This is a genomic window from Rhizomonospora bruguierae (assembly GCF_018397995.1).
Classification (GTDB): domain Bacteria; phylum Actinomycetota; class Actinomycetes; order Mycobacteriales; family Micromonosporaceae; genus Rhizomonospora; species Rhizomonospora bruguierae.
The window spans coordinates 19,569-38,084 of record NZ_BBQH01000055.1; the positions used below are offsets into that span (position 1 = coordinate 19,569).

Here is an 18,516-nt window from a genome sequence, read left to right on the forward strand (position 1 = left end):
TCGTTCTGTTCCCTCCGTCGGCCGCCTACCGGGTTAGCTGACGGGTTCGGGACGGAACTATCCCTACCGCGCCGCGGCGCGGATTCACCCCGGTGGAACAGGTGGTTCCCCGGCTCGCCAGGGTCGGCGATTCGGCGGCGGCCGCCGCGGGCGCCGGGGGGCGCCGCCGGCGCGGTGGCCGTGGCCGAGCGTACCGAAGTCCGGGGGCAGTGACACGGGTCGGAGCGATACGTCCGGTATTGCCGGAAAGGCTGGTGACCGTGCGTTACCCGGTCCACCCCGCATCGTGCACCAGCAGGGCCACCTGGACCCGGTTGTTCAGCTCCAGCTTGACCAGCAGCCGGGAGACGTGCGCCTTGACCGTGGCCACGCTCATGAACAACTCGGCGCCGATCTCCGCGTTCGACCGGCCCCGGCCGAGCGCCACCGCCACCTCCCGCTCCCGCTCGCTGAGCCCGGCCAACTGGGCCCGGGCCCGCTCCCGCCGGACGTCCACGCCGGCCTCGGCCACGTGGGCGATGAGCTTGCGGGTGACCGCCGGGGAGAGCAAGGCGGAACTCCTGGCCGGCAGCGGCACCCTGGCGCGGGCGATGGACCCGGCCGCGCTGGAACGGGCCCTCGCGGGTGCGGGGCTGGCCAGCTCGCCCGGGCCCGGCGGCGCCCGACTCGTGGACGCCGGCGCCGAGGCGGTCGGCCGCGCACGCCGGCCCAGTGGCTGAACCTCGGGTTCGCCAGCGAGCCGCTGACCAACGGCGCGCTGGCCGGGCAGGGTTGGGCCAGTCTGGCCACCGCGAGCGCGCTGTGGATCGCGGTTCCTCTGGCCGCCGGCGTCTACCGGCTGACCCGCCGGGAACTGTCCTGAGCGCTCGATGCACCTCCGGCGGGGCGGTCGCCCCACGGTAGACCGCCCCGCCGGGTGCTCGCGGTGTCAGGTGCGGAAGTTGAACCAGTTCACGTTGACGAAGTCGTTCGGCTGGCCGCTGGTGAACGTCAGGTACACCGTGTGCGTGCCGGTCACCGGGGAGACGTTGCCCGGCACGGTCCGCCAACTCTGCCAGCCGCCGGTGTTCGCGATCGCGAAGCTGCCGATCGGCGCGTTGCCGAGGCTGTCCAGGCGCACCTCGACGAGCCCGCTGATGCCACCGGCCGCGCCGGAAGCCACCCGGGCGACGAAGTCGCGGGCGGGGGTGCCGCCGAAGTTGACCTTGTCATACCGGGCCCAGTCGCCGTTGCTCAGGAAGCCGATGTTCTGGCCGCCCTCGCTGCATGCCTCCGTGCCCACGCCGTTCTGCGCGTTGAACGCCTCGGCCTCGATCTGGGCGTACGCGTTGATCCCGCCGGCCGGCGGCGGTGTGGTGGGCGGGTTGGTCGGCGGGTTGGTGGGCGGGGTCGTTCCCCCGCCGCTGGTGTAGACCGCCACGTAGTCCACCAGCATCGGCACGCCCGACTGAGTGCTGCCGGTGGGCGTTCCGCTGCCGGCCACGCCGTTCGGGAAGGCACCGCCCATGGCCACGTTCAGCAGCAGGAAGTACCCGGCGTGCGAGGTCATGTTGGACCAGTGCGGCTCGCCGATCTGGTTCTGCGACACCGAGTGGAACTGCTGCCCGTCCACGTACCAGCGCAGCTGCTGCGGGCTGACGCTCGCGTCCCACTCGAAGCGGTAGGTGTGGAACGCGGACTGGCAGGACGAGCCGGGGCAGGCCCGGTTGGTGCCGATGCCGTTGGTCTCGTTGCACGGCCCGCCCGGATTCCCTCCACAGTGGAGGACGCCCCAGACGGAGTTGATCCCGTTGACGTTCTCCATGATGTCGAACTCACCGACCGCGGGCCAGTTCTGGTAGTTGCCACGGTATGGCGCGCCGAGCGCCCAGAACGCCGGCCAGTACCCGGCCGCCGCGGCGCCGGTCACGTTCGGCATTTGGATCCGGCCCTCGATCCGCAGCACCCCGCCGGACGGTGGCTTGAAGTTCGTGCGCACGGTCTCGATGCGGGACGAGGTCCAGTTGCCGGCGCCGTCGCGAATGGGGGTGATCCGCAGGTTGCCCGCCCCGTCCTGGCTCACGTTGGACGAGTTCGCGGTGTAGTTCTGGATCTCGCCGGTGCCCCAGTTCCCCGGGCCGCCCGGGTAGCTGTGCCCGGTGTCGATGATCCAGTTTGCCGAGGACGGCAACGACCCGGCGGCGCCGGTGAAGTCGTCGAGGAACACCTGCGTCCAGCCCGACGGGGTGGGCGGGACCGAGGCGTTGGCGGCCAGGGCGGTGGAGAGGGTGGCCCCGACCACGGTGACGCAGACCCCGACCGCCAGCAGGCGCCGGGTCCGCCGTCGCCGCCCGTCGAGGCCGCGCGTGGATCCGTTCATGGGTAAGCCTCTCTGCCGGGGCGATTGCCCCGGCGGGTGTGCGGGGCCTCCCGCCCCGGCGATCTTGGAGCTGTGGTGCCTGGTTCGGGGTGGATCCGCGGCATTTACCACCCGGCACAAGTCCAAGATCGGCGGAGCGTGGACCCGGGGCGAAGGACGTGAGAGCGCTCTCTCAGGATTGCGGCTCGGCTTCGGCTTTGTCAACACCCATCAATGTCAGGCGGCGGCAGCCGGCCGCCGGCCGGCACCGCGCGAGGCCGTGGCCAGGAGGTAGAACACGATCACGGCGACGCCGATGGCGAACAGCGCGAGGCCGAGGGCGCCGGCACCCCAGCGCTCCAGCGCCAGGCCGATGCCGGTCGGCAGGACGGCCCCGCCCAGGCCGGCAGCGCCGATCTGGACGCCGATGGCGCGATCGGCGTGCTCCGGGCCCACCCGGTCGGCGGTGGTGAGGGTGAGCAGGGGGAAGATCGGCGCGGCGGCGAAGCCGATCACGATCAGGCCGAGCACGGCCACCCAGGCGGCGGGCAGCGCGACCAGCGCCGCGCCCGCCATCAGCAGGGCCAGGCACGCGGCCAGGGTGTGCCGGGGGGCGACGCGGTCACCGAGCAGGCCGATCACTATCCGGCCGACGAACAGGCTGCCCCAGTACGCGGAGACGCACAGGCCGGCGACCCGGGCGTTCGCACCCCTACCCTCGGTGAGCAGGGTGTACGCCCACAGACCGGCGCCGACCTCAAGGCCGACGTAGCAGAGGAACATCGCGGCCCCGAACCAGACGGCGGGCACCGCGAGGGTGCGCCGGACGGGTGGGCGCGCCGATGCGGACCCGGCGGGGGCGCTCTCGGCGGGCGCGCTCCCGGCGGGCGCGCTCCCGGCGGGCGCGCTCCCGCCAACCAGCGCGGCGGCGACGGTCTCGCCAAGCGGCGCGGCGGAGACACTCCCGCCGAGCGGCGCGGCGGCGACGCTCTCGGCGGGCGCGCTCCCGCCGACCGGCGCGACGGCGACGCTCCCGCCGACCGGCGCGGCGGCGACGCTCTCACCGAGCGGCGCGGCGGCGACGCGGCGGTGGGCGGCCCAGGCGCCGGCGGTGAGGGCGAACGCGGTGGCCAGCAGCGCCTGCGCGGCGGCGACCAGGCCGTACCCCCAGCGCCAGGCGAGACCGGCGCTGAGCACGCCGGTCATGACCAGCGGGCCGAGGGTCGCGCCGGCGCCGAATGAGGCGTGCAGCCAGTTCATGTGCCGGGCGCCGAAGTGCTCGGCGGCGTACGCGTTGAGCCCCGAGTCGATGGCGCCGGAGCCGAGGCCGAGCAGCAGCGCGCAGCCGACCACCGTGGCCAGCACCGGGGACAGCGCGTATCCGATCAGGGCCAGGGCCGCCATGCCGGTACTGATCGCCAGCAGCCGCCCGACGCCGAGCCGGGCCAGCACGAACCCGGCCGCGACGCTGGACGCCATGTAGCCGACGGTGCCGGCGGCCAGCAGGTACCCGACGGCGCCGGCGGGCTGGCCGAAGTCCAGTCGCATCGATGGCCAGCCGACGCCGAGCAGGCCGTCCGGGAGACCGAGGCTGATGAAGCCGGCGTACGCGAGGGCGAGCAGGGGGACGCCGCGGGCGGCGCGCGATGGGGGCACGGGATCTCATCCTGCCCTATCCGGAGGTGGCCCGAGGGAGCGCTCTCGCGGCGCCGACCGGCTCGTCGCGGGTCAGTCCGGGGGCAGGCGGCGCAGCGCGAGCAGGCAGATGTCGTCGTCCGGGCCGCCGGGCGGGCGCAGGCCGCGCGGGACCATCTTGACGAGCTCGGCGGCGGTGGTGCCCGGCGGGCAGGAGCGGACGGCGCCGCGCAGCCGGGCCCGCCCCGCCTCCGGGTCGACGTCGCGCCGGTCGGTGAGCCCGTCGGTGTACCACAGGACGGTGTCGCCCGGCTCCAGGAGCAGCTTGCCCTCCTCGTACGGCGCCGCGCCGGGCAGCGCGCCGAGCAGGGTGCCGCCCGGCTCGTCCAGGATGGTGATCTCGTCGCCCCGGCGGTGGACCGGCCCGGGGTGGCCGGCGCGGCTCCACACCAGGGTGTGCGTGCTCAGGTCGTACACGCCGAACAGCATGGTCACGAGGTCCAGGTCGGGCAGGCCGGCGAGCAGCCGGTTGACCCGGCACAGCACCGAGCCCGGGAGCGGGTCCTCCACCGCGTACGCCCGGACCGCGTTGCGGACCTGCCCCATGATGCTCGCCGCCCGCAGGTCGTGGCCGGTCACGTCGCCCACGGCGAGGACCAGCCGGTCGTCGGGCAGCAGGAACGCGTCGTACCAGTCGCCGCCCACGTCCACCCGGTCGGTGACCGGCAGGTACGCGGTGGCCAGGTCGATGCCGGGCACGGTCGGGATCTGCCGCGGCAGCATGGTGCGCTGGAACATCTGTAGCGCCTTGTGCTCGGCGACCAGCGCGGCGCGGGCCTGCTCCGCACGCTGGGACGCCTCCCGCGCGGCCCGTTCCAGCTCGGCGGTCTCCCGCAGCCGGACCGCCTCCGCCTCCAGTTCGGCCAGGGTGCGCCGCTGCGTCTCGTCGATCACCTGGACCGCCACCCCGGTGACCTCGCCGTCCGGTAGCCGGACCGGGAAGCAACTGGCCAGCAGATGCCGGACCACCCCGTCGGCGTCGACACCCTGGCCGGGCCGGTCCACCACGGGTCGGCCGGTCCGCAGGACGGTCGCCAGGTCGGCCAGGGTCAGCCCGGCGAGCGGGCCGTGCGCCTCGGCGGCGTCGCCCGGTGCGGGCCGGCCGGTCAGCCCGCAGACCCGGGCCAGCACCTCGTTCGCCCCCCGGAAGGTGAGCCCGGTGTCGAGCAGCGCGAAGCCGTGCGGCGAGGACTCCAGCACGGCGCTGAGCTGGGCGAGGCTGCGGTCCAGTTCGCGGCGCAGGCGTTCCTCGGCGCCGACCCGGTATTCGGCGGCGAGCCAGGCCCGCTCGGTGCGCCGGGTGACGTGCGCCAGCCAGCCGTAGGCCAGCAGGACCGACAGCGCGGCCAGCCCGAACGTGGCCAGTGCCGGCAGCTCCTCCGGGTTCACCCGGGTCGCGAACCGCGGCTCCAGCAGGACCAGGTGGAACAGCGCGCCGGAGAGCAGGGTGGCGACGATGCCGGCGCCCAGTCCCCCGATCAGGCAGGCCAGCAGCACGGTGCCGAGCAGCGGGACCGAGCCCACACCGGGTTCCAGCGGATGCCACGCCTCGTACGCCGCGGGCGCCAGCGGCAACAGCGACGCGAGCGCGCTGACCAGCGCGGACCGGCGGCGGGGCATGACCATGAGCTCCTTGTCAACCGGCTGCGGTGCGCCCGGGGAGGGTGAGCGGCGCTTACCCATCGTCCCCCCGGCCCGGACGGACCGCCACCATTCCCTGGCCCGGTTCCCCGCTATCCGTCAGACTGTGCCGGTGCGACTGGTAGTGATCGGCGGGGACGCGGCGGGCATGTCGGCGGCCTCGCAGGCCCGCCGGCACGCCCCGGCGGACCGACTGGAGATCGTGGTGTTCGAGCGCTCCCACGTCGTCTCGTACTCGGCCTGCGGCATCCCGTACTGGGTCGGCGGACTGGTCGGTGACCGGGACGATCTGGTGGTCCGCACCCCGGCGGTGTTCCGGGACGAGTTCGCGATCGACGTGCGGCCGCGGCACGAGGTGGTGGCCGTCGACCTGGCGGCCCGCGAGGTGACGGCGGTCGACCTCGACGGCGACCGGCCGGGCGGCCGGGAGATCCGGATGGGCTTCGACCGGCTCGTCTACGCGACCGGCGCGTCGCCGCTCCGGCCGCCGTGGGCGGTGTCCGCCGTCGGCGGCGTCTACGGGGTGCAGACCCTGGACGACGGCTGCGCCCTGCGGGAGTGGCTGGACGGCGACCCGCGGCCGGAACGGGCGGTCGTGGTCGGCGCCGGGTACATCGGCGTGGAGATGGCCGAGGCGATGGTGCGCCGGGGCCTGACCGTCACCCTGGTCGACCACGCCGACCAGCCGATGTCCACGGTGGATCCGGACATGGGCGCGCTGGTCGCGGACGCGCTGCGAGGGCTGGGCATCGACGTGCGCACCGGCGTGACGGTCCACGGGCTCGAGTCCAGCGGCGGCCGGGTGAGCGCGGTGGCGACCGACGGGGGCGTCCTGCCCGCCGACGTGGTGGTGCTCGGCCTGGGCGTGACCCCAAACGTGTCCCTCGCCGAGGAGGCGGGCATCCCCCTGGGGGCCACCGGCGCCATCCCCACCGACCTGCGCATGCGGGTACCGGGTGTGGAGGATGTGTGGGCGGCCGGCGACTGCGTCCAGACCACCCACCGGGTGACCGGACTGCCGGCGTACGTCCCGCTCGGCACGCACGCGAACAAGCAGGGACGGGTCGCCGGCATCAACATCGGCGGCGGGTACGCGACGTTCCCCGGCGTGGCGGGCACCGCCGTGACCAAGGTCTGCGACCTGGAGGTCGGCCGGACCGGGCTGCTGGAGGCCGAGGCGGAGCGCGCCGGCTTCGCGTTCGTCGCCGCCAAGGTGCGCTCCACCAGCCGGGCCGGCTACTTCCCCGGCAGCGCGCCGATGACCGTCAAGCTCATCGCCGAGCGGCGCAGCGGCCGCCTGCTCGGGGCCCAGGTGGTCGGGCAGTCGGAGGCCGCCAAGCGGATCGACGCGCTCGCCGTCGCGCTGTGGAACGGCATGACCGTCGAGGAGATGACCGGCCTGGACCTCGGCTACGCGCCCCCGTACGCGCCGGTCTGGGACCCGGTACTCATCGCCGCGCGGAAGGCCGTCGAGGAGATGACCGGCCCCGGGTGACCCCGCCTTTCACCGGCTGGCACCCGGGGCACCAGTACGAGTTCCGCCCGGCCAGCCCGGCGGTACGCACCTCGGTACCGCAGACCAGGCACGGCTGGCCGGCCCGCCGGTACACGTACACCTCGCCGCCGTGCCGGTCCACCCGCGGCGCCCGGCCCATCGCCTCGGGCGTGTGCGCCGTGTGCACGGTGTCGATCCGGCCCCGGGCCACCCCCTCCTTCATCAGGGCGCGCAGGTCCGTCCACAGCTCCTGCCACGCGCGTGGGGTCACCTCCCGGGCCGGCCTGGTGGGCGGGATACCGGCCCGGAACAGCACCTCGGTCACGTAGATCAGGCCGGCGCCGGCGATCACCGACTGGTCCAGCAGGAGCGCGGCGATCGGGGTCGGGCTGCGGCCGATCCGCGCGTACGCCGGGTCGGGGTCGGCGTCGTCGCGCAGCGGGTCGGCGCCCAGGCGCGACCGCAGCGCCTCCGCCTGCGCCGGGTCGAACAGTTCGCAGGCCGCCGGGCCGCGCAACTCCAGCCAGTGGCGGTCGTCGTTCAGCCGCAGCCGCAGTTGCCCGACCGGCTCCGGGAACGGCATCGGCCCGTCCGCGAACCGGCCGTACAAGCCAAGGTGGACGTGCAGGATCAGGTCACCCGCGTAGTGGTGCAGCAGGTGCTTGCCGTACGCCTCGGTGTCCCGCAGGGTCCGGCCGGTGAGGGTGGCCGCCCCGGCCGCGAACCGGCCCTGTGGGCTGGCGGCGACCAGCGCGCGGCCGGCGAACAGTTCGCGGTGCCGGGCGGCGAGGCGGTGGATGGTGTGACCCTCGGGCATGACGCGCCAACCGTACCCGTTACGGCGGGACCGGCTTGCGCGTGTCCAGCCAGTAGTTCCCGGACCAGCGGTTGCCCTTGGCCTTCGTGTCGAAGGCGGCGACCGGGCCGTAGTACCCGCACTTCTTGAAGAACTTGCGGCCGAAGGCGTTGTTCAGGAACCGGACGTTCCGGGCGTAGTAGTCGGGGTTCTTGTCGGTCGTCTCGCCCGGGTCGCCACCCCAGACGGCGTACCCGCCACCGTTGAACAGGTTGTTCTCAACCAGCACGTCGTCGATCGGACCCCAGTCGCCGATCAGCCCGAGCGCCATGCCGCCGGTCGGCACGTCGTTCATCTCCAGGTTGTTGCCCCGGATCACGTACCGGCCGCCACCGTTGCTGGAGAACGCCAGGTTCTCGCTGATCGACGTCCCGTACAGGTCATGCACGTACGAGTCCTCGATCACGGCGTCGTAGTTGGGCTGGATGCCCCGGGCCATGCCGTGGATGTCACAGCGGCGGCAGGTGAAGTGCGACCCGCCGAGGCCGGCGCCCCGGGCGTGCACGTGCGCGCCGTCGATCTCCACGTCCTCCAGCAGCGCGTTGCGGACGTTCTCCGCCACCTCGACCTGGCGGGCGCTGCCGCACGATCCCCCGCGCACCAGCGACCTGCGCACGGTGACGTTGCTGGCCCGGATGATGATGCACTTGGCACGCACGCCGGTGATCGTGCTGCCCGCCTTGGTGATCGTGAGTTCGCCCACGTCCCGCAGCTTGGTGCCCGGCGGCACGCCCGTCGTGGACGCGTCCGGGAACCCGTTCTTCGAGCGGCGCGGCGTCGGCGAAGGTGACGGCTTGGCCGTCGGCTTCGGGCTCGGGCTCGGACCGGCCGTGGCCGTGCTGGCGGCAGGCCCCGCCACGGCGAGCCCGGCGGACCCGGCCGGGAGGGCTCCCGCGCCGCTCCCCGGCCCGCCGCCGGTACGCGTCCAGCCCCAGATCAGGCCGGCGCCGACGAGGACCGCGAGCCCCGCGCCGGCGGCGACCAACGCCGTGCCGCGCCCGCCCGCTCCGACCCTCATCGCACCTCCGCCGCACCCCGAATCTTCCCTGAATCGCCCCGGCTCGACTCTGCTGATCGGCGGTCAACCCTGTCAACCAGCGCTGCTGTCCGGCCCACGACACCCCGCCGCCCCTCCCCCGCCGATCTGGCGATCACCGTTCCGTCCGCAACCGCCCGCCGATCTTGGAGTTGTGGTGGCTATCAAAGGCCGCAGATCAGGGCGATCCGGGCACCACAAGTCCAAGATCGGCCGAGGGAGGGGAGATCGGGGCAGACCCTTACGGGTAAGGACCGCCCTACCATCGGCCGGGTGGCCAGCCGGATCGTTCGGGCCGACCATGATCCTTAACGTCGGGGCATGACGGCGCTACGGGGGTACGCGGAACGAATCGCCGAACGGACGCCAGCCGACCGGGAACGCCACATCGACGGGCTGCGCGCGCTGGCCATCCTCGGTGTCGTGTGTGGGCACTGGCTGGTCGGTGCGCTCACGCCGGGGCCGGACGGCGGGTTGACCGTGCACAGCACCCTCGCCGGTCTCCCCTGGCTGGCGCCGGCGAGCTGGGGATTCCAGCTACTGGGGCTGTTCTTCCTGGTCGGCGGCTACTCCGCGGTCCGCGCCCTGGACCGCGCGCACGGCCGCGGCGAGTCCACCGGCGCCTGGCTGCGCCGCCGGTTCCGCCGCCTCGGCGCACCCGTCCTTGCCGCCACCGCGCTGGCCGGCGCGGCGCTGCCGGTCGCCGCCGCGGCGGGCGTGCCGGGGAGCACCCTGCGGGCGTGGGCGGTCCTGTTCGTCCAACCACTGTGGTTCATCGCGGTGTACGCGGTCCTTACCGCCCTCACCCCGTACGCGCTCCGCCTCGACCGCCGCCTCGGCGCCTGGGCCGCCCTGCCCATGGCCGCCGCGGTCGCCGTCGTCGACCTGCTCCGGTACGGGCCGCCGGGGGCCACCTGGCTCGGGTACCTGACCGTGCTGCCGACCTGGCTGCTCCCGTACCAGATCGGGGTGGCCTGGGCCCGGGGGCGCGTGCGCCGCGCCGCGGCCTGGAGCCTGCTGCTCGCCGGCGGCGCCCTGTTCGCCCTGCTCGTGGGGTGGCTCCGCTACCCGCTCAGCATGGTCAGCGTGCCGGGCACCGCCCGGTCCAACTCCAACCCGCCGTCGCTGCTGGTACCGGCGCTCGCGGCGGCCCAGGCGGGCGCCGCGATCCTGCTCGCCGCCCCGCTGGACCGCATGCTGCGACGCCCCGTGCCGTGGGCGGCGGTGGCGGCGCTGAACCTGGCGGCGATGAGCGTCTTCTGTTGGCACCAGACCGCGCTGGTGGCCGTCTCCGCCGCGGGCGCCACCCTCGGACCGCCCCTGCCGGGCCTGACCACCTCCCCCGAGGGCATCGGCTGGCTCGCGGCCCGCCTCGCGTGGCTGCCGGTGTTCGCAGCGGCGCTGGCCGGCCTGGTCGCCCTGGTCCGCCGCTGGGAGGCGCCGGGCCCCACCCTCGGTCGCCGCCTCCGTGTGCTCGCCGCGCTCGCCGCCCTCGCCTTCACGGCCTACCTCGTCACCGTCTACTAGGGACGAAAGGCCGGCCGCTGCCGCGAGGCCGAGTGGAGGACGTGACGGCGTACCTCCGCATTGAGCTGGGTGCTAGCGAGATCGCTTGGATACGTCGGCGACGATGACGGTCACGTTGTCCGGACCGCCGTGATCCAGAGCGAGGGATACGAGCCTGTCGGCCACTACCTGCGGATTCTCAGATGCACTCAGAGTCGCGTCAATGAGGTCATGCGGCACGTACGAACTCAGACCATCGGAGCACAGCATGAAGCGATCACCAAGGAGGAGGTTCCACCTCGTGATGTCGGGCGATCGGCCATCGGCTCGACCATCAAGCCACCGGGAGAGTCGTTCGGGAAGGTTCGGCACGTCGGTCGCGTCGGCGACCAGGTGCTCGTACGTGTGGTCTTCGGTGATCTGGCGCATCCCCTCGGCGCCTGTGCCATCTCGTCGCAGCAGGTAAGCGCGGGAGTCACCGACGTACCCGAGTACGGCAACCGTCTCGGACCACATCAGTGCCACGAGCGTGCTGCCCATTCCTGCTAGTTGAGGTTCGGCCGCGATTCGCTGTCCTACGGCCTCGTTCGCAGCGTTGACAGCCTGTCCGAGGGCAGCGGGAAGGCCGTCAGGGGCAAGGGTTCTGTCGTGGGACCGCAGTGTTTCGATGACGGTGGCGCTGGCAACGTCACCGGCGGGATGGCCGCCGAGGCCGTCCGCGACGGCAAACAGTGAGCGGCCAATGTAGAGGGCATCCTCGTTTCGCCGTCGCACGTGGCCGACGTGTGAGCTGCCGGCCACTTCAAAACGGCTGCGCTACCGCCTGCTACACACCAGCGCCCGACAAGTGCGCGGACAAACGCCGCCGCCGGCTACGCATTCCCGCCACCTGGCGCCCCCGGCAGCCCCCGGCAGCCGTGGCGCGCATCGACGTCGGTCTTGACGGGTGCTGAGCCCGTGCATATCTTGATACGGCGCGGTGGCACGTCTGCCGCCGCGAAAATTTCGGGGAGGAAATTTTGCGATATCAGATGGGACGAAGTCGTGCCCACCGGACCATGCGGAGCCGGCTTTTCGCCGGGATATGCGCTAGCGCAATTGGACTTGGCGGCGTCCTGCCTGCCAGCCCGGCCGCTGCTGAACCAGCAAGGGAACTCCGCACGGTAACATTCACCGCCGACCAGCTCCAAGCGGCCGCACGGCCGTTGCGGTCAATGCCAGGCGAGTCGAGTGCCCGGAAACGAGCGTTGCAGTCGATCGACGCTCAGATGCGATCAGGAATTCTCGTCGATGCCGCTACTGTCCGGGTGAGTTCACTTGCTGACCCGTTCCTAAAGGGGCAAGAGCTGATCCTGGTTACCAACGAGTCCGTGGTGGCCACCAACATCCACTATGTCGAAGCCAGGAAAGGCGACGGGGACGTCGTCACAGCGGCCGGGCTGGAGACCGTAGAACGAGATGCCGATACGACCGGAGGGCCAACTTCTAGGCGCTTCGGCGGAGGCTATTTGGGCGGTATCGGCAACGGCATGACGCTCAACTGGAACGGCAAGTACAACGGAAACTGCGTGCCCAGCTTCTATTTCGCGAATCACAAAGTCGACACCTGCTACGAGAAGTGGCGTTCGACCTCAAACGCACAGCACTATGTCTACAACCGCTGGGCGATGTTCACCCTGGGCAGCCCCGCAGACGCGACGGGCTACGGGAACTTCCTCAGGGAGCTAACGATCAGGTCTCGGCAATGGAAGGGCTACGACCGTATCCAACAAACTACAAACTGGCAGCCGACAGTCGGTACATCCAACTGCACAGATCAGGGGAGCCTCACTGTCAGTGTCGGCAGCGTGAGTGTGTCTGCGCCGATCCGCAAGTGTAGCGATCACACTGTGTTGCTCGACACGACTCCTAAGACGTCGCTTATTGGCCTTAGGTGGGAAGGCGATTCTCGCGCGAAGCAGCACCGTGTGGACGCTGCTGCTGGGTACATCGCACGTTCGTCCACCAGTGTGCCGGTTTGGTCTGACTATGTGTGGGTGTCGACCCAGTGGTGCAGTTCATGGATCACCTGCGACCCATGGAGCGACTACCGCTGGGACGATGGGGGCTGGTCGTAAGCCGTGATCATGTACGAAAACTGGACTCGGTGCTGGGCACGCTTCGGCGTCCGGCGCCGAGCCCGGCCCGCGGTGATCGTTGTTCTGCTTGGTGCGGTTGTCGGCATAAGCGCATGTGAACGTGCCGTTCCGCCGGTAGATGGAAAGCCACCGCCCACCTTCAACGCTGAACGCGTAGCATGTGAGACGCAGCCCACCAGGAGCCCCTGCTCTTCCGTGGAGACCTTTGGTCGAATGCAGCGTTATCACCTCCAGCGATCAGATCAAGCAACCGACAAGACGATCATCGTCGACTTTGGTGGGCCCGGCATAGCCGCGCTCGCCGGAGAAGATCGTTTGGGCACCATCCGATCTGTGTTTCCTCAGGTTGACTCATTTAATCTTCTTCTGCTTGAGGAACCATGGGTGACCGCACCCGTCGACGACTCTTGTAAGGCAGCGATGACGGGGTTCTACAACGCCGTACGGGCATCGAAAGGTATCATATCCGCAGGAGCGGCGATCCATTCTTCATGCGATCTTGTGGGGGGCAGATGGGGATTCACGCCGGCGAGCTATCGCCAGGCAATAGACGCCGTCGTGCGGAAAGAAGGCATTAAGGTCCACGGATTCGTGGGGCACTCATGGGGAGGTGTCAGACTTTCTTATCTCCAGGGTGCTCAGCTGGCATTTGTGGCTCTGATCCATCCATATCCAATAGGTGCACCACTCGACCGTCTCATTGATGCTCGTGTCGAAAAGATCGCCGGGCTTGACGTGTTTCCAACGCTGGAACTGCCTTTGCCGGTTGCGGCCAGAAGTGTGCCTGTTACCCCCTTCGACTTAGCGTCTGCCAAGGTCGCATTCGGTTATGTTGACGATGCGAGCCTTGCTGAGTACGAACAGCTCTTCGTGACGCAGGGACCAGAAATTGTAGGCCAATTATCTGACAGCCTCTGGGGTCGATACGGAGCGGACTCTGTTGCCCTTGGCCTCCTCAGCGAGCTAGAGGAGATCTGCAATGTTACGGGAGGTCTCGCGGAAGAAGGCTTTCCGTCTACCAGCACGGTCAGGGGAGTCCTGACGGCCCGATATGCGCCATGCTCTGGGCTGAACCGAGGCCGGCAAGGCGGCGTAACGTCATTCTCGATCGCGACCGATAACATGTGTGTCGTAACCTCGCGCAGCGATTCGGTCACACCGGACCATCTGGTCCAAAAGTACTTTCCATCCAACGCGCGCCCACGATGGATTCAGGTAGACGTCAAGTCACATTCCAGTTTCGATGGCTTAGCGGAATGCCTGCCACCAAAAGAAAGGTAGCAGCATGACAACACCTACGTTCGGAGTCCTGGTGTTGCTGACCGCCATAACGGCAGTGGCGATGTTCGCCTCGGTCCAGGCGGTTCGGGCGGTCCATAATCGGCGTCCAGGCGGCGCCGCTTCGCTGGTTGCGGGCCTCGCGATCGGCCTCGCGGCCGGTATACCCACGGCATGGCAGGTTCGGCACTATTTCGACATCCAAGATGGGGTCAGGGACGATCCTATTGGCCGGTTTGGCCCATATCTCATCTTGTCCGGTTTCTTCTTTTCCTGCGCACTGGGCTTTGGCGTAGTCGCATTGGTGCAGCTGGTGCTCTCTCGCCGACGCAATTCCCCCAAAGACGCTGCGCTGCCTTCAGCGAAGTAGCCGCCGCGGTCTCGATTTGACTTCGGATACTTGTTTGAGCGGGCATCGCTCGTCTGCCATGAACAGCAACGCCTGGGCAAGGAGATGTAGCAGGGCCCGACAAAGTAGTCAATGCGTGTCCGGCTTGAGATGTTGATGTAGACGCGCCCTCTCCGTCGATGGCAGGGCGGACATGACCGTTCAGAAGACCATGGGGTTCCTACACCTACCGATGCCTCTGAGAAGGACCATGCCCGCGCTGCCATCATCGCTGATCTCGTCGTTGTCTCCTGCATCGGCGACGGTCGGGGAGCAGGTTCCGCAATCGGGGCTGCTGGCGGTGCTGGAGCAGCTGCCGGATCCACGGGCGGAGCGTGGGCTACGGCATCGTCTGGCCACGGTGGTCGCCGCCGCGGCGTGCGCGGTGGTGGTCGGCTACCGTTCGTCCACGGCGATCCCCTGTCTGCCAAACACCGCGCGACACCGTGGGCGATGAGGGACCGCTACAAGTCCACCATCGAAACCCCTCACGGCAAACGCCGGTGTTTCGAGGCCAACCTCGTGCGCCCGGGCCGACCACCACTGGTCGCGCGGTTCGGCGGTATCCCATTACGGAGGCAGAAGAACGCGGTCCTCCAAGACCGTGTCCCCAGCCCCCGCCGCCCCGGACGGCAGCTCATCGAACGACTGCTGACCGGGGTCTGCGAGATCTGCGGCGGCACGGAGAACATCACCGTGCACCACGTCCGCCGCCTCGCAGACCTCGAACCGCCAGGGCACGCCGACGCGCCCAAGTGGGCGAAGCTCATGAGCACCAAACGTCGCAAAAGCCTCATCGTCTGCGACCGGTGCCACAGCTCCATCCACTAACGACGCGAACACTCGCCGGTCACGGAGAAGACCACCGGAGAGCCGGGCGCGGGGAAAGCCCGCCCGCCCGGTTCGGGAGGAGGCCGCAGGAAAAGGACCAGCCAACACCGGCTGGCACCTCGCCTCGCGACCTACCTCACGCCCCTCGCACTCCAAGCCGCCCAAGCACTGTTGTCCGGCACCGACACCGAGTTCGCCGACCACACCAACGTCGACGCCGACCGGGGACACGGGCGTACCGAACGCCGGACGCTGCGCGTCGCGCCCTGCGACGACGCCCTGTTCCCCGGCGCCCGGCAAGTCTTCCGGCTCTGCCGCGACACCGGCGGCCTCGACGGAGTCCGCACCAGCAAAGAAGTCATCCACGGCATCGTCAGCCTCGACGCCGACCAAGCCGGCCCGCACCACCTCAACACCTACGCCCGGGGCCATCGGGCCGTGGAAAACCGTCTCCACTGGACCAGAGACGTGACCTTCCACGAGGACGATTCCCAGCTGCACACCGGTACCGCCCCCCGCGCGATGGCCAGCTACCGCAACCTATCCCTCAACACCTTCCGCCTCGCCGGACGCGCGAACATCGCCCACGCCCGCCGCGACCTACACAACCGCAGCGATGTCTTCGCCGTCTACGGCATTTAACAAACCATGATCAAACCGGACACCCTCGAACAACGCCGGGGCCGTGGGTTCCTGCCGGCATAGCCGAGCGCATACGCGATTGGCAGCCATTCTCTGAGTCAGATCCCGGAACCACGCAGAACGGCCTGCAGCTCTTGCATGACCTAGACATCCAGGACAAGCACCGTCTTCCGCTTCGAGTTCTCGCCAGTATGCAACATCTAACTAGCGACGATGCCGTCGAGTTCTACGACGAAGCTGCCGCAGAACGAAATGTCCCGCCGGTACGGAACTTCCACGTAGCCCCATTAGAGGATGACGCACTACTGATCTCGGGTAGCGCAATGGACCCCATGAAGAGGCTTTCCGGACGCTTCGACGTCACCTATTCCGCCGTGGTCCAGGTCGGAAACGAGTCGAAACCCGCCCTAGAGCTTCTTAGCAACCTGGTGGTGTATTGTCGCTTTCTTCTCTTGGATCTCGTGGCAGTCGTGGATGGTCAACAGGCAGCGCAAGTGTTTGGCCCTTGGGTAAATGGGGACATGTTGGACCAGCCTCGGTGGTGACCGAGGTTAGGGCCGGAATTTACGCTGCTTCGCTGGTTTGGTCCAAAATCCAGCGATGGTATCTAGGGTTGCTTGTCACGATTGGCGTGGCGATGACGCAGGGCACCTTGTAGGGGTGGTCGCGGTTGGTGCGTTCGATGATGGCGGGGACGAGTGCGGCGCGGGTGTGTAGGGCCACCCGCGCCTCTGTCTTGTCGTAGACCTGGCCTTGCCATCGGTAGATGGATCGGATGGGCGTGATGTTGTGGCCGGAGGCGGCTAGGCGGTCGTCGACCAGGGCGCGGGTGAACTGGGCGAGCCAGTCGGCGTCCGGGGCGGTGATGACAACTTCGCAGACTTCGTCGGTCACGGTGCGCCGTCCTGTTCCTTGAGCGTGGTGATGGTGTTGCGGGCGTCCTCGGCGGTGCGGGCCATCGCGCCCCACCCGGTGACGATCTTCCCGTCGTAGCTGAGGCCGACCCAGCGGCCGGACATGTACTGGCCGTGCGGGTGTAGGACGAAGTACATCGTGCCCTTGGAGCGGATCGAGTCGTCGTCGGCGGCGTACCAGCCCATCAGGATCTCGTTGTCCCACAGCCGCAGCTCGCCGCGCCAGTGGTAGCCGCCGTCCTCGACGGAGACGCCTCGGGTGGTGGTCTCCACGCTGATCAGCTCGCCTTGCTGGCGGAACCGGGTCTCTTGCAGGGTGATGACTTCCTCGCCGTCCTTGGACGTCTGCCAGGACGCCCACCAGTCGCCGGTGAGGTTGACCTCGTGGCTCGGGATGCCGGCCAGCTCCCCCACGGAGATCTTCAGCGCGTTCGCGATCGCGACCGCGACGGACAGGACCGGCTGCTGCTCGCCGGCCTCGTAGCGGCGGATCTGCCGCTTGTCGACGCCTGCCGCCGTGGCCAGATCGGCCTGCGACATCCCGAGTTCGGTGCGGCGTCGCCTCAGTACCTCGGACATCTCCACGTCCTCCATCTTCCCGGGACCTCTTGGTCCCAACCAAGCGGACCCGCTGGTCCGCTTACGAACTAATCAGTCCTTGACTCGGGGGACTCACTGGTCCGATAGTGAAGGGACGAATGAGTCCCCGCTAGGGGACCGATAGGACAGAAGGGTTGGGGAGTACGACGGTCCGGTCACCCAAACCGGCCCGAAACTGCCAGCGGTGATCAACCGTGCCCGAGGAGGTCGATCTGCAATGCTGTTCGGAGCCGTACTCACCGCGTCGCTGGTGGGCTACCTCGCGGGGCTGTGGTCGTTCAAGGTCAAGGCTCGGTGGTGCCCGCGTTGCGGCGCCACGACGACAAGTGACCTCACCCCTCAACACCTGAGGCACATCCGATGACCACACTCAGGATCGGCGATGTCATCGAGGTGGATGACCGCGACTACCGGTACGGCATTGGCCCACTGATCTTGCGCCTGACCCGGATCGGGCAGCGGCAACACACGGCCGATGACGCGTGGCTTGATCTTGAAGGGTTGGAACTGCGGCGGGACGGTACGCAGATCTGCCAACAACCACGCCCCGTATCCGTGCGCGTGAGCGGGGTGCGACTTCGGCCGGGTGGTTCTCATGCCCGGCCGTGATCAGCACGGTGACCTATCACGTGGCGTCCAGCGGTGACGGGCCGTGCGTGGAGCGCAAAGTACTCGGCCCGTTTGCGGCGCATGAGGTGGCGGCCAAGATCGCGTTGTCGGCTGCCTCGTCGGCAGCCGGGTGCGACGCGCCCTGCCCCACCACGCAGGCGGGGATAGGAGAGGGGGAACGCGTACCGCTGCGGAGTACGCGTACCGCTTGCCTGACCCGTGCCTGCCCAACGACAACCACATATCCCAGGGGACGGACATCCATAGTGGCGTATCAAGCAGGTCCAACCCAACTGTTGTGCAACGCTCGGCGGGCGCGGCTTTCCCCGTCTGGGTCGGGTCGGCCGATGTCGCGGCAGGAGCTGGTCGAGGCGATCGCCGCGTACCTGTCCGAGCGCGCAAGGCGCACGCTCAGCGTCGATGCCGGGTACGTCGGCCGGTTGGAGCACGGAATCCACCGATGGCCATCGGTGCATTGCCGGGCCGCGTCTCGGGTGGTGCTGGACGCGGCGACCGATGCCGAGTTTGGGTTCTTCATCATCCAAGAAA

General features: G+C 69.6%; 18 protein-coding genes, 2 pseudogenes and 1 riboswitch. Of the genes and pseudogenes, 11 read left to right on the forward strand and 9 right to left on the reverse strand.

Translation table 11 applies throughout. The features are described from left to right. Window positions 1–7: 7 nt before the first annotated feature. Window positions 8–147, reverse strand: a riboswitch (cyclic di-AMP (ydaO/yuaA leader). Window positions 148–265: 118 nt separating this feature from the next. After that, window positions 266–550: pseudogene (locus tag KJS59_RS24060) on the reverse strand (response regulator transcription factor); the annotation flags it as partial. On the opposite strand from KJS59_RS24060, the gene KJS59_RS24065 reads away from it, so the two are divergent. After that, a complete protein-coding gene (locus KJS59_RS24065; RefSeq protein ID WP_213455242.1) occupies window positions 531–719 on the forward strand; it encodes a hypothetical protein in 189 nt (62 codons plus the stop codon). The pseudogene KJS59_RS24060 and the gene KJS59_RS24065 sit on opposite strands and share 20 nt — an antisense overlap. Window positions 720–928: 209 nt before the next feature. On the opposite strand, the gene KJS59_RS24070 is transcribed toward KJS59_RS24065, so the two are convergent. From KJS59_RS24070 to KJS59_RS24080, 3 genes are all read right to left on the reverse strand, one after another. Continuing rightward, entirely contained in the window at window positions 929–2,359 is a 1,431-nt protein-coding gene (locus KJS59_RS24070) for a carbohydrate-binding protein (RefSeq protein ID WP_213455243.1), read from the reverse strand. A 216-nt stretch (window positions 2,360–2,575) separates the two neighbouring features. Beyond that, window positions 2,576–3,994, reverse strand: a complete 1,419-nt coding sequence (locus KJS59_RS24075; RefSeq protein ID WP_213455244.1) for an MFS transporter — start codon at window positions 3,992–3,994, stop codon at window positions 2,576–2,578. Between the two features lie 72 nt (window positions 3,995–4,066). Then, complete coding sequence (locus KJS59_RS24080) at window positions 4,067–5,653, reverse strand: SpoIIE family protein phosphatase (protein ID WP_213455245.1); 1,587 nt, start codon at window positions 5,651–5,653, stop codon at window positions 4,067–4,069. A 133-nt stretch (window positions 5,654–5,786) separates the two neighbouring features. Between KJS59_RS24080 and KJS59_RS24085 the strand changes: the two genes are divergently transcribed. Next, window positions 5,787–7,169, forward strand: a complete 1,383-nt coding sequence (locus KJS59_RS24085) for an FAD-dependent oxidoreductase (RefSeq protein WP_376771252.1) — start codon at window positions 5,787–5,789, stop codon at window positions 7,167–7,169. On the opposite strand, the gene KJS59_RS24090 is transcribed toward KJS59_RS24085, so the two are convergent. Both KJS59_RS24090 and KJS59_RS24095 read right to left on the reverse strand, forming a co-directional pair. After that, a complete protein-coding gene (locus KJS59_RS24090) occupies window positions 7,123–7,986 on the reverse strand; it encodes an Fpg/Nei family DNA glycosylase (protein WP_213455247.1) in 864 nt (287 codons plus the stop codon). The two genes, KJS59_RS24085 and KJS59_RS24090, sit on opposite strands and share 47 nt — an antisense overlap. 19 nt (window positions 7,987–8,005) lie before the next feature. Then, window positions 8,006–9,043, reverse strand: coding sequence for a right-handed parallel beta-helix repeat-containing protein (locus tag KJS59_RS24095; RefSeq protein ID WP_213455248.1), 1,038 nt, complete (start codon window positions 9,041–9,043; stop codon window positions 8,006–8,008). 339 nt (window positions 9,044–9,382) lie between these two features. Between KJS59_RS24095 and KJS59_RS24100 the strand changes: the two genes are divergently transcribed. After that, window positions 9,383–10,588 (forward strand): acyltransferase family protein, encoded by a 1,206-nt coding sequence (locus tag KJS59_RS24100; protein WP_213455249.1) that lies wholly within the window; start codon window positions 9,383–9,385, stop codon window positions 10,586–10,588. Window positions 10,589–10,660: 72 nt separating this feature from the next. Here KJS59_RS24100 and KJS59_RS24105 read toward each other — a convergent pair whose 3' ends face one another. Continuing rightward, window positions 10,661–11,368 (reverse strand): PP2C family protein-serine/threonine phosphatase, encoded by a 708-nt coding sequence (locus KJS59_RS24105; RefSeq protein WP_213455250.1) that lies wholly within the window; start codon window positions 11,366–11,368, stop codon window positions 10,661–10,663. Between the two features lie 446 nt (window positions 11,369–11,814). Between KJS59_RS24105 and KJS59_RS24110 the strand changes: the two genes are divergently transcribed. From KJS59_RS24110 to KJS59_RS24135, 6 genes are all read left to right on the forward strand, one after another. Beyond that, window positions 11,815–12,684, forward strand: a complete 870-nt coding sequence (locus KJS59_RS24110) for a hypothetical protein (protein ID WP_213455251.1) — start codon at window positions 11,815–11,817, stop codon at window positions 12,682–12,684. A 234-nt stretch (window positions 12,685–12,918) separates the two neighbouring features. Next, window positions 12,919–13,986, forward strand: coding sequence for a hypothetical protein (locus tag KJS59_RS24115; RefSeq protein WP_213455252.1), 1,068 nt, complete (start codon window positions 12,919–12,921; stop codon window positions 13,984–13,986). A gap of 4 nt (window positions 13,987–13,990) precedes the next feature. Then, a complete protein-coding gene (locus tag KJS59_RS24120; protein ID WP_213455253.1) occupies window positions 13,991–14,353 on the forward strand; it encodes a hypothetical protein in 363 nt (120 codons plus the stop codon). A gap of 229 nt (window positions 14,354–14,582) precedes the next feature. Further along, entirely contained in the window at window positions 14,583–14,828 is a 246-nt protein-coding gene (locus KJS59_RS24125; protein ID WP_213455254.1) for a transposase family protein, read from the forward strand. Beyond that, window positions 14,825–15,202, forward strand: a complete 378-nt coding sequence (locus KJS59_RS24130) for an HNH endonuclease (protein WP_213455255.1) — start codon at window positions 14,825–14,827, stop codon at window positions 15,200–15,202. Before KJS59_RS24125 ends, KJS59_RS24130 begins: the two co-directional genes overlap by 4 nt. 171 nt (window positions 15,203–15,373) lie before the next feature. Beyond that, entirely contained in the window at window positions 15,374–15,844 is a 471-nt protein-coding gene (locus tag KJS59_RS24135; protein ID WP_213455261.1) for a hypothetical protein, read from the forward strand. Window positions 15,845–16,408: 564 nt separating this feature from the next. Here the strand turns inward: KJS59_RS24135 and cutA are convergent. Beyond that, on the reverse strand, window positions 16,409–16,738 hold the full coding sequence (gene cutA / locus KJS59_RS24140; RefSeq protein ID WP_213455256.1) for a divalent-cation tolerance protein CutA: 330 nt from the start codon (window positions 16,736–16,738) through the stop codon (window positions 16,409–16,411). Next, window positions 16,735–17,337, reverse strand: coding sequence for a helix-turn-helix transcriptional regulator (locus tag KJS59_RS24145; protein WP_213455257.1), 603 nt, complete (start codon window positions 17,335–17,337; stop codon window positions 16,735–16,737). The genes cutA and KJS59_RS24145 overlap by 4 nt, the downstream gene beginning before the upstream one ends. A gap of 381 nt (window positions 17,338–17,718) precedes the next feature. On the opposite strand from KJS59_RS24145, the gene KJS59_RS24150 reads away from it, so the two are divergent. Continuing rightward, window positions 17,719–17,967: a hypothetical protein gene (locus tag KJS59_RS24150; RefSeq protein WP_213455258.1), complete on the forward strand. Its 249-nt coding sequence runs from the start codon at window positions 17,719–17,721 to the stop codon at window positions 17,965–17,967. Between the two features lie 347 nt (window positions 17,968–18,314). Beyond that, window positions 18,315–18,516, forward strand: a pseudogene (locus KJS59_RS24155) (transcriptional regulator); the annotation flags it as partial.

Bases quoted from the DNA above. Each gene is read 5' to 3' on its own strand.
- KJS59_RS24100 (WP_213455249.1), top strand. From the start codon at position 9,383: ATGACGGCGCTACGGGGGTACGCGGAACGAATCGCCGAACGGACGCCA.
- KJS59_RS24120 (WP_213455253.1), top strand. From the start codon at position 13,991: ATGACAACACCTACGTTCGGAGTCCTGGTGTTGCTGACCGCCATAACG.
- KJS59_RS24090 (WP_213455247.1), bottom strand. From the start codon at position 7,986: ATGCCCGAGGGTCACACCATCCACCGCCTCGCCGCCCGGCACCGCGAA.
- KJS59_RS24070 (WP_213455243.1), bottom strand. From the start codon at position 2,359: ATGAACGGATCCACGCGCGGCCTCGACGGGCGGCGACGGCGGACCCGG.
- KJS59_RS24095 (WP_213455248.1), bottom strand. From the start codon at position 9,043: ATGAGGGTCGGAGCGGGCGGGCGCGGCACGGCGTTGGTCGCCGCCGGC.
- KJS59_RS24150 (WP_213455258.1), top strand. From the start codon at position 17,719: ATGACCACACTCAGGATCGGCGATGTCATCGAGGTGGATGACCGCGAC.
- KJS59_RS24080 (WP_213455245.1), bottom strand. From the start codon at position 5,653: ATGCCCCGCCGCCGGTCCGCGCTGGTCAGCGCGCTCGCGTCGCTGTTG.
- KJS59_RS24115 (WP_213455252.1), top strand. From the start codon at position 12,919: ATGCAGCGTTATCACCTCCAGCGATCAGATCAAGCAACCGACAAGACG.
- KJS59_RS24145 (WP_213455257.1), bottom strand. From the start codon at position 17,337: ATGTCCGAGGTACTGAGGCGACGCCGCACCGAACTCGGGATGTCGCAG.
- KJS59_RS24125 (WP_213455254.1), top strand. From the start codon at position 14,583: ATGCCCGCGCTGCCATCATCGCTGATCTCGTCGTTGTCTCCTGCATCG.
- KJS59_RS24130 (WP_213455255.1), top strand. From the start codon at position 14,825: ATGAGGGACCGCTACAAGTCCACCATCGAAACCCCTCACGGCAAACGC.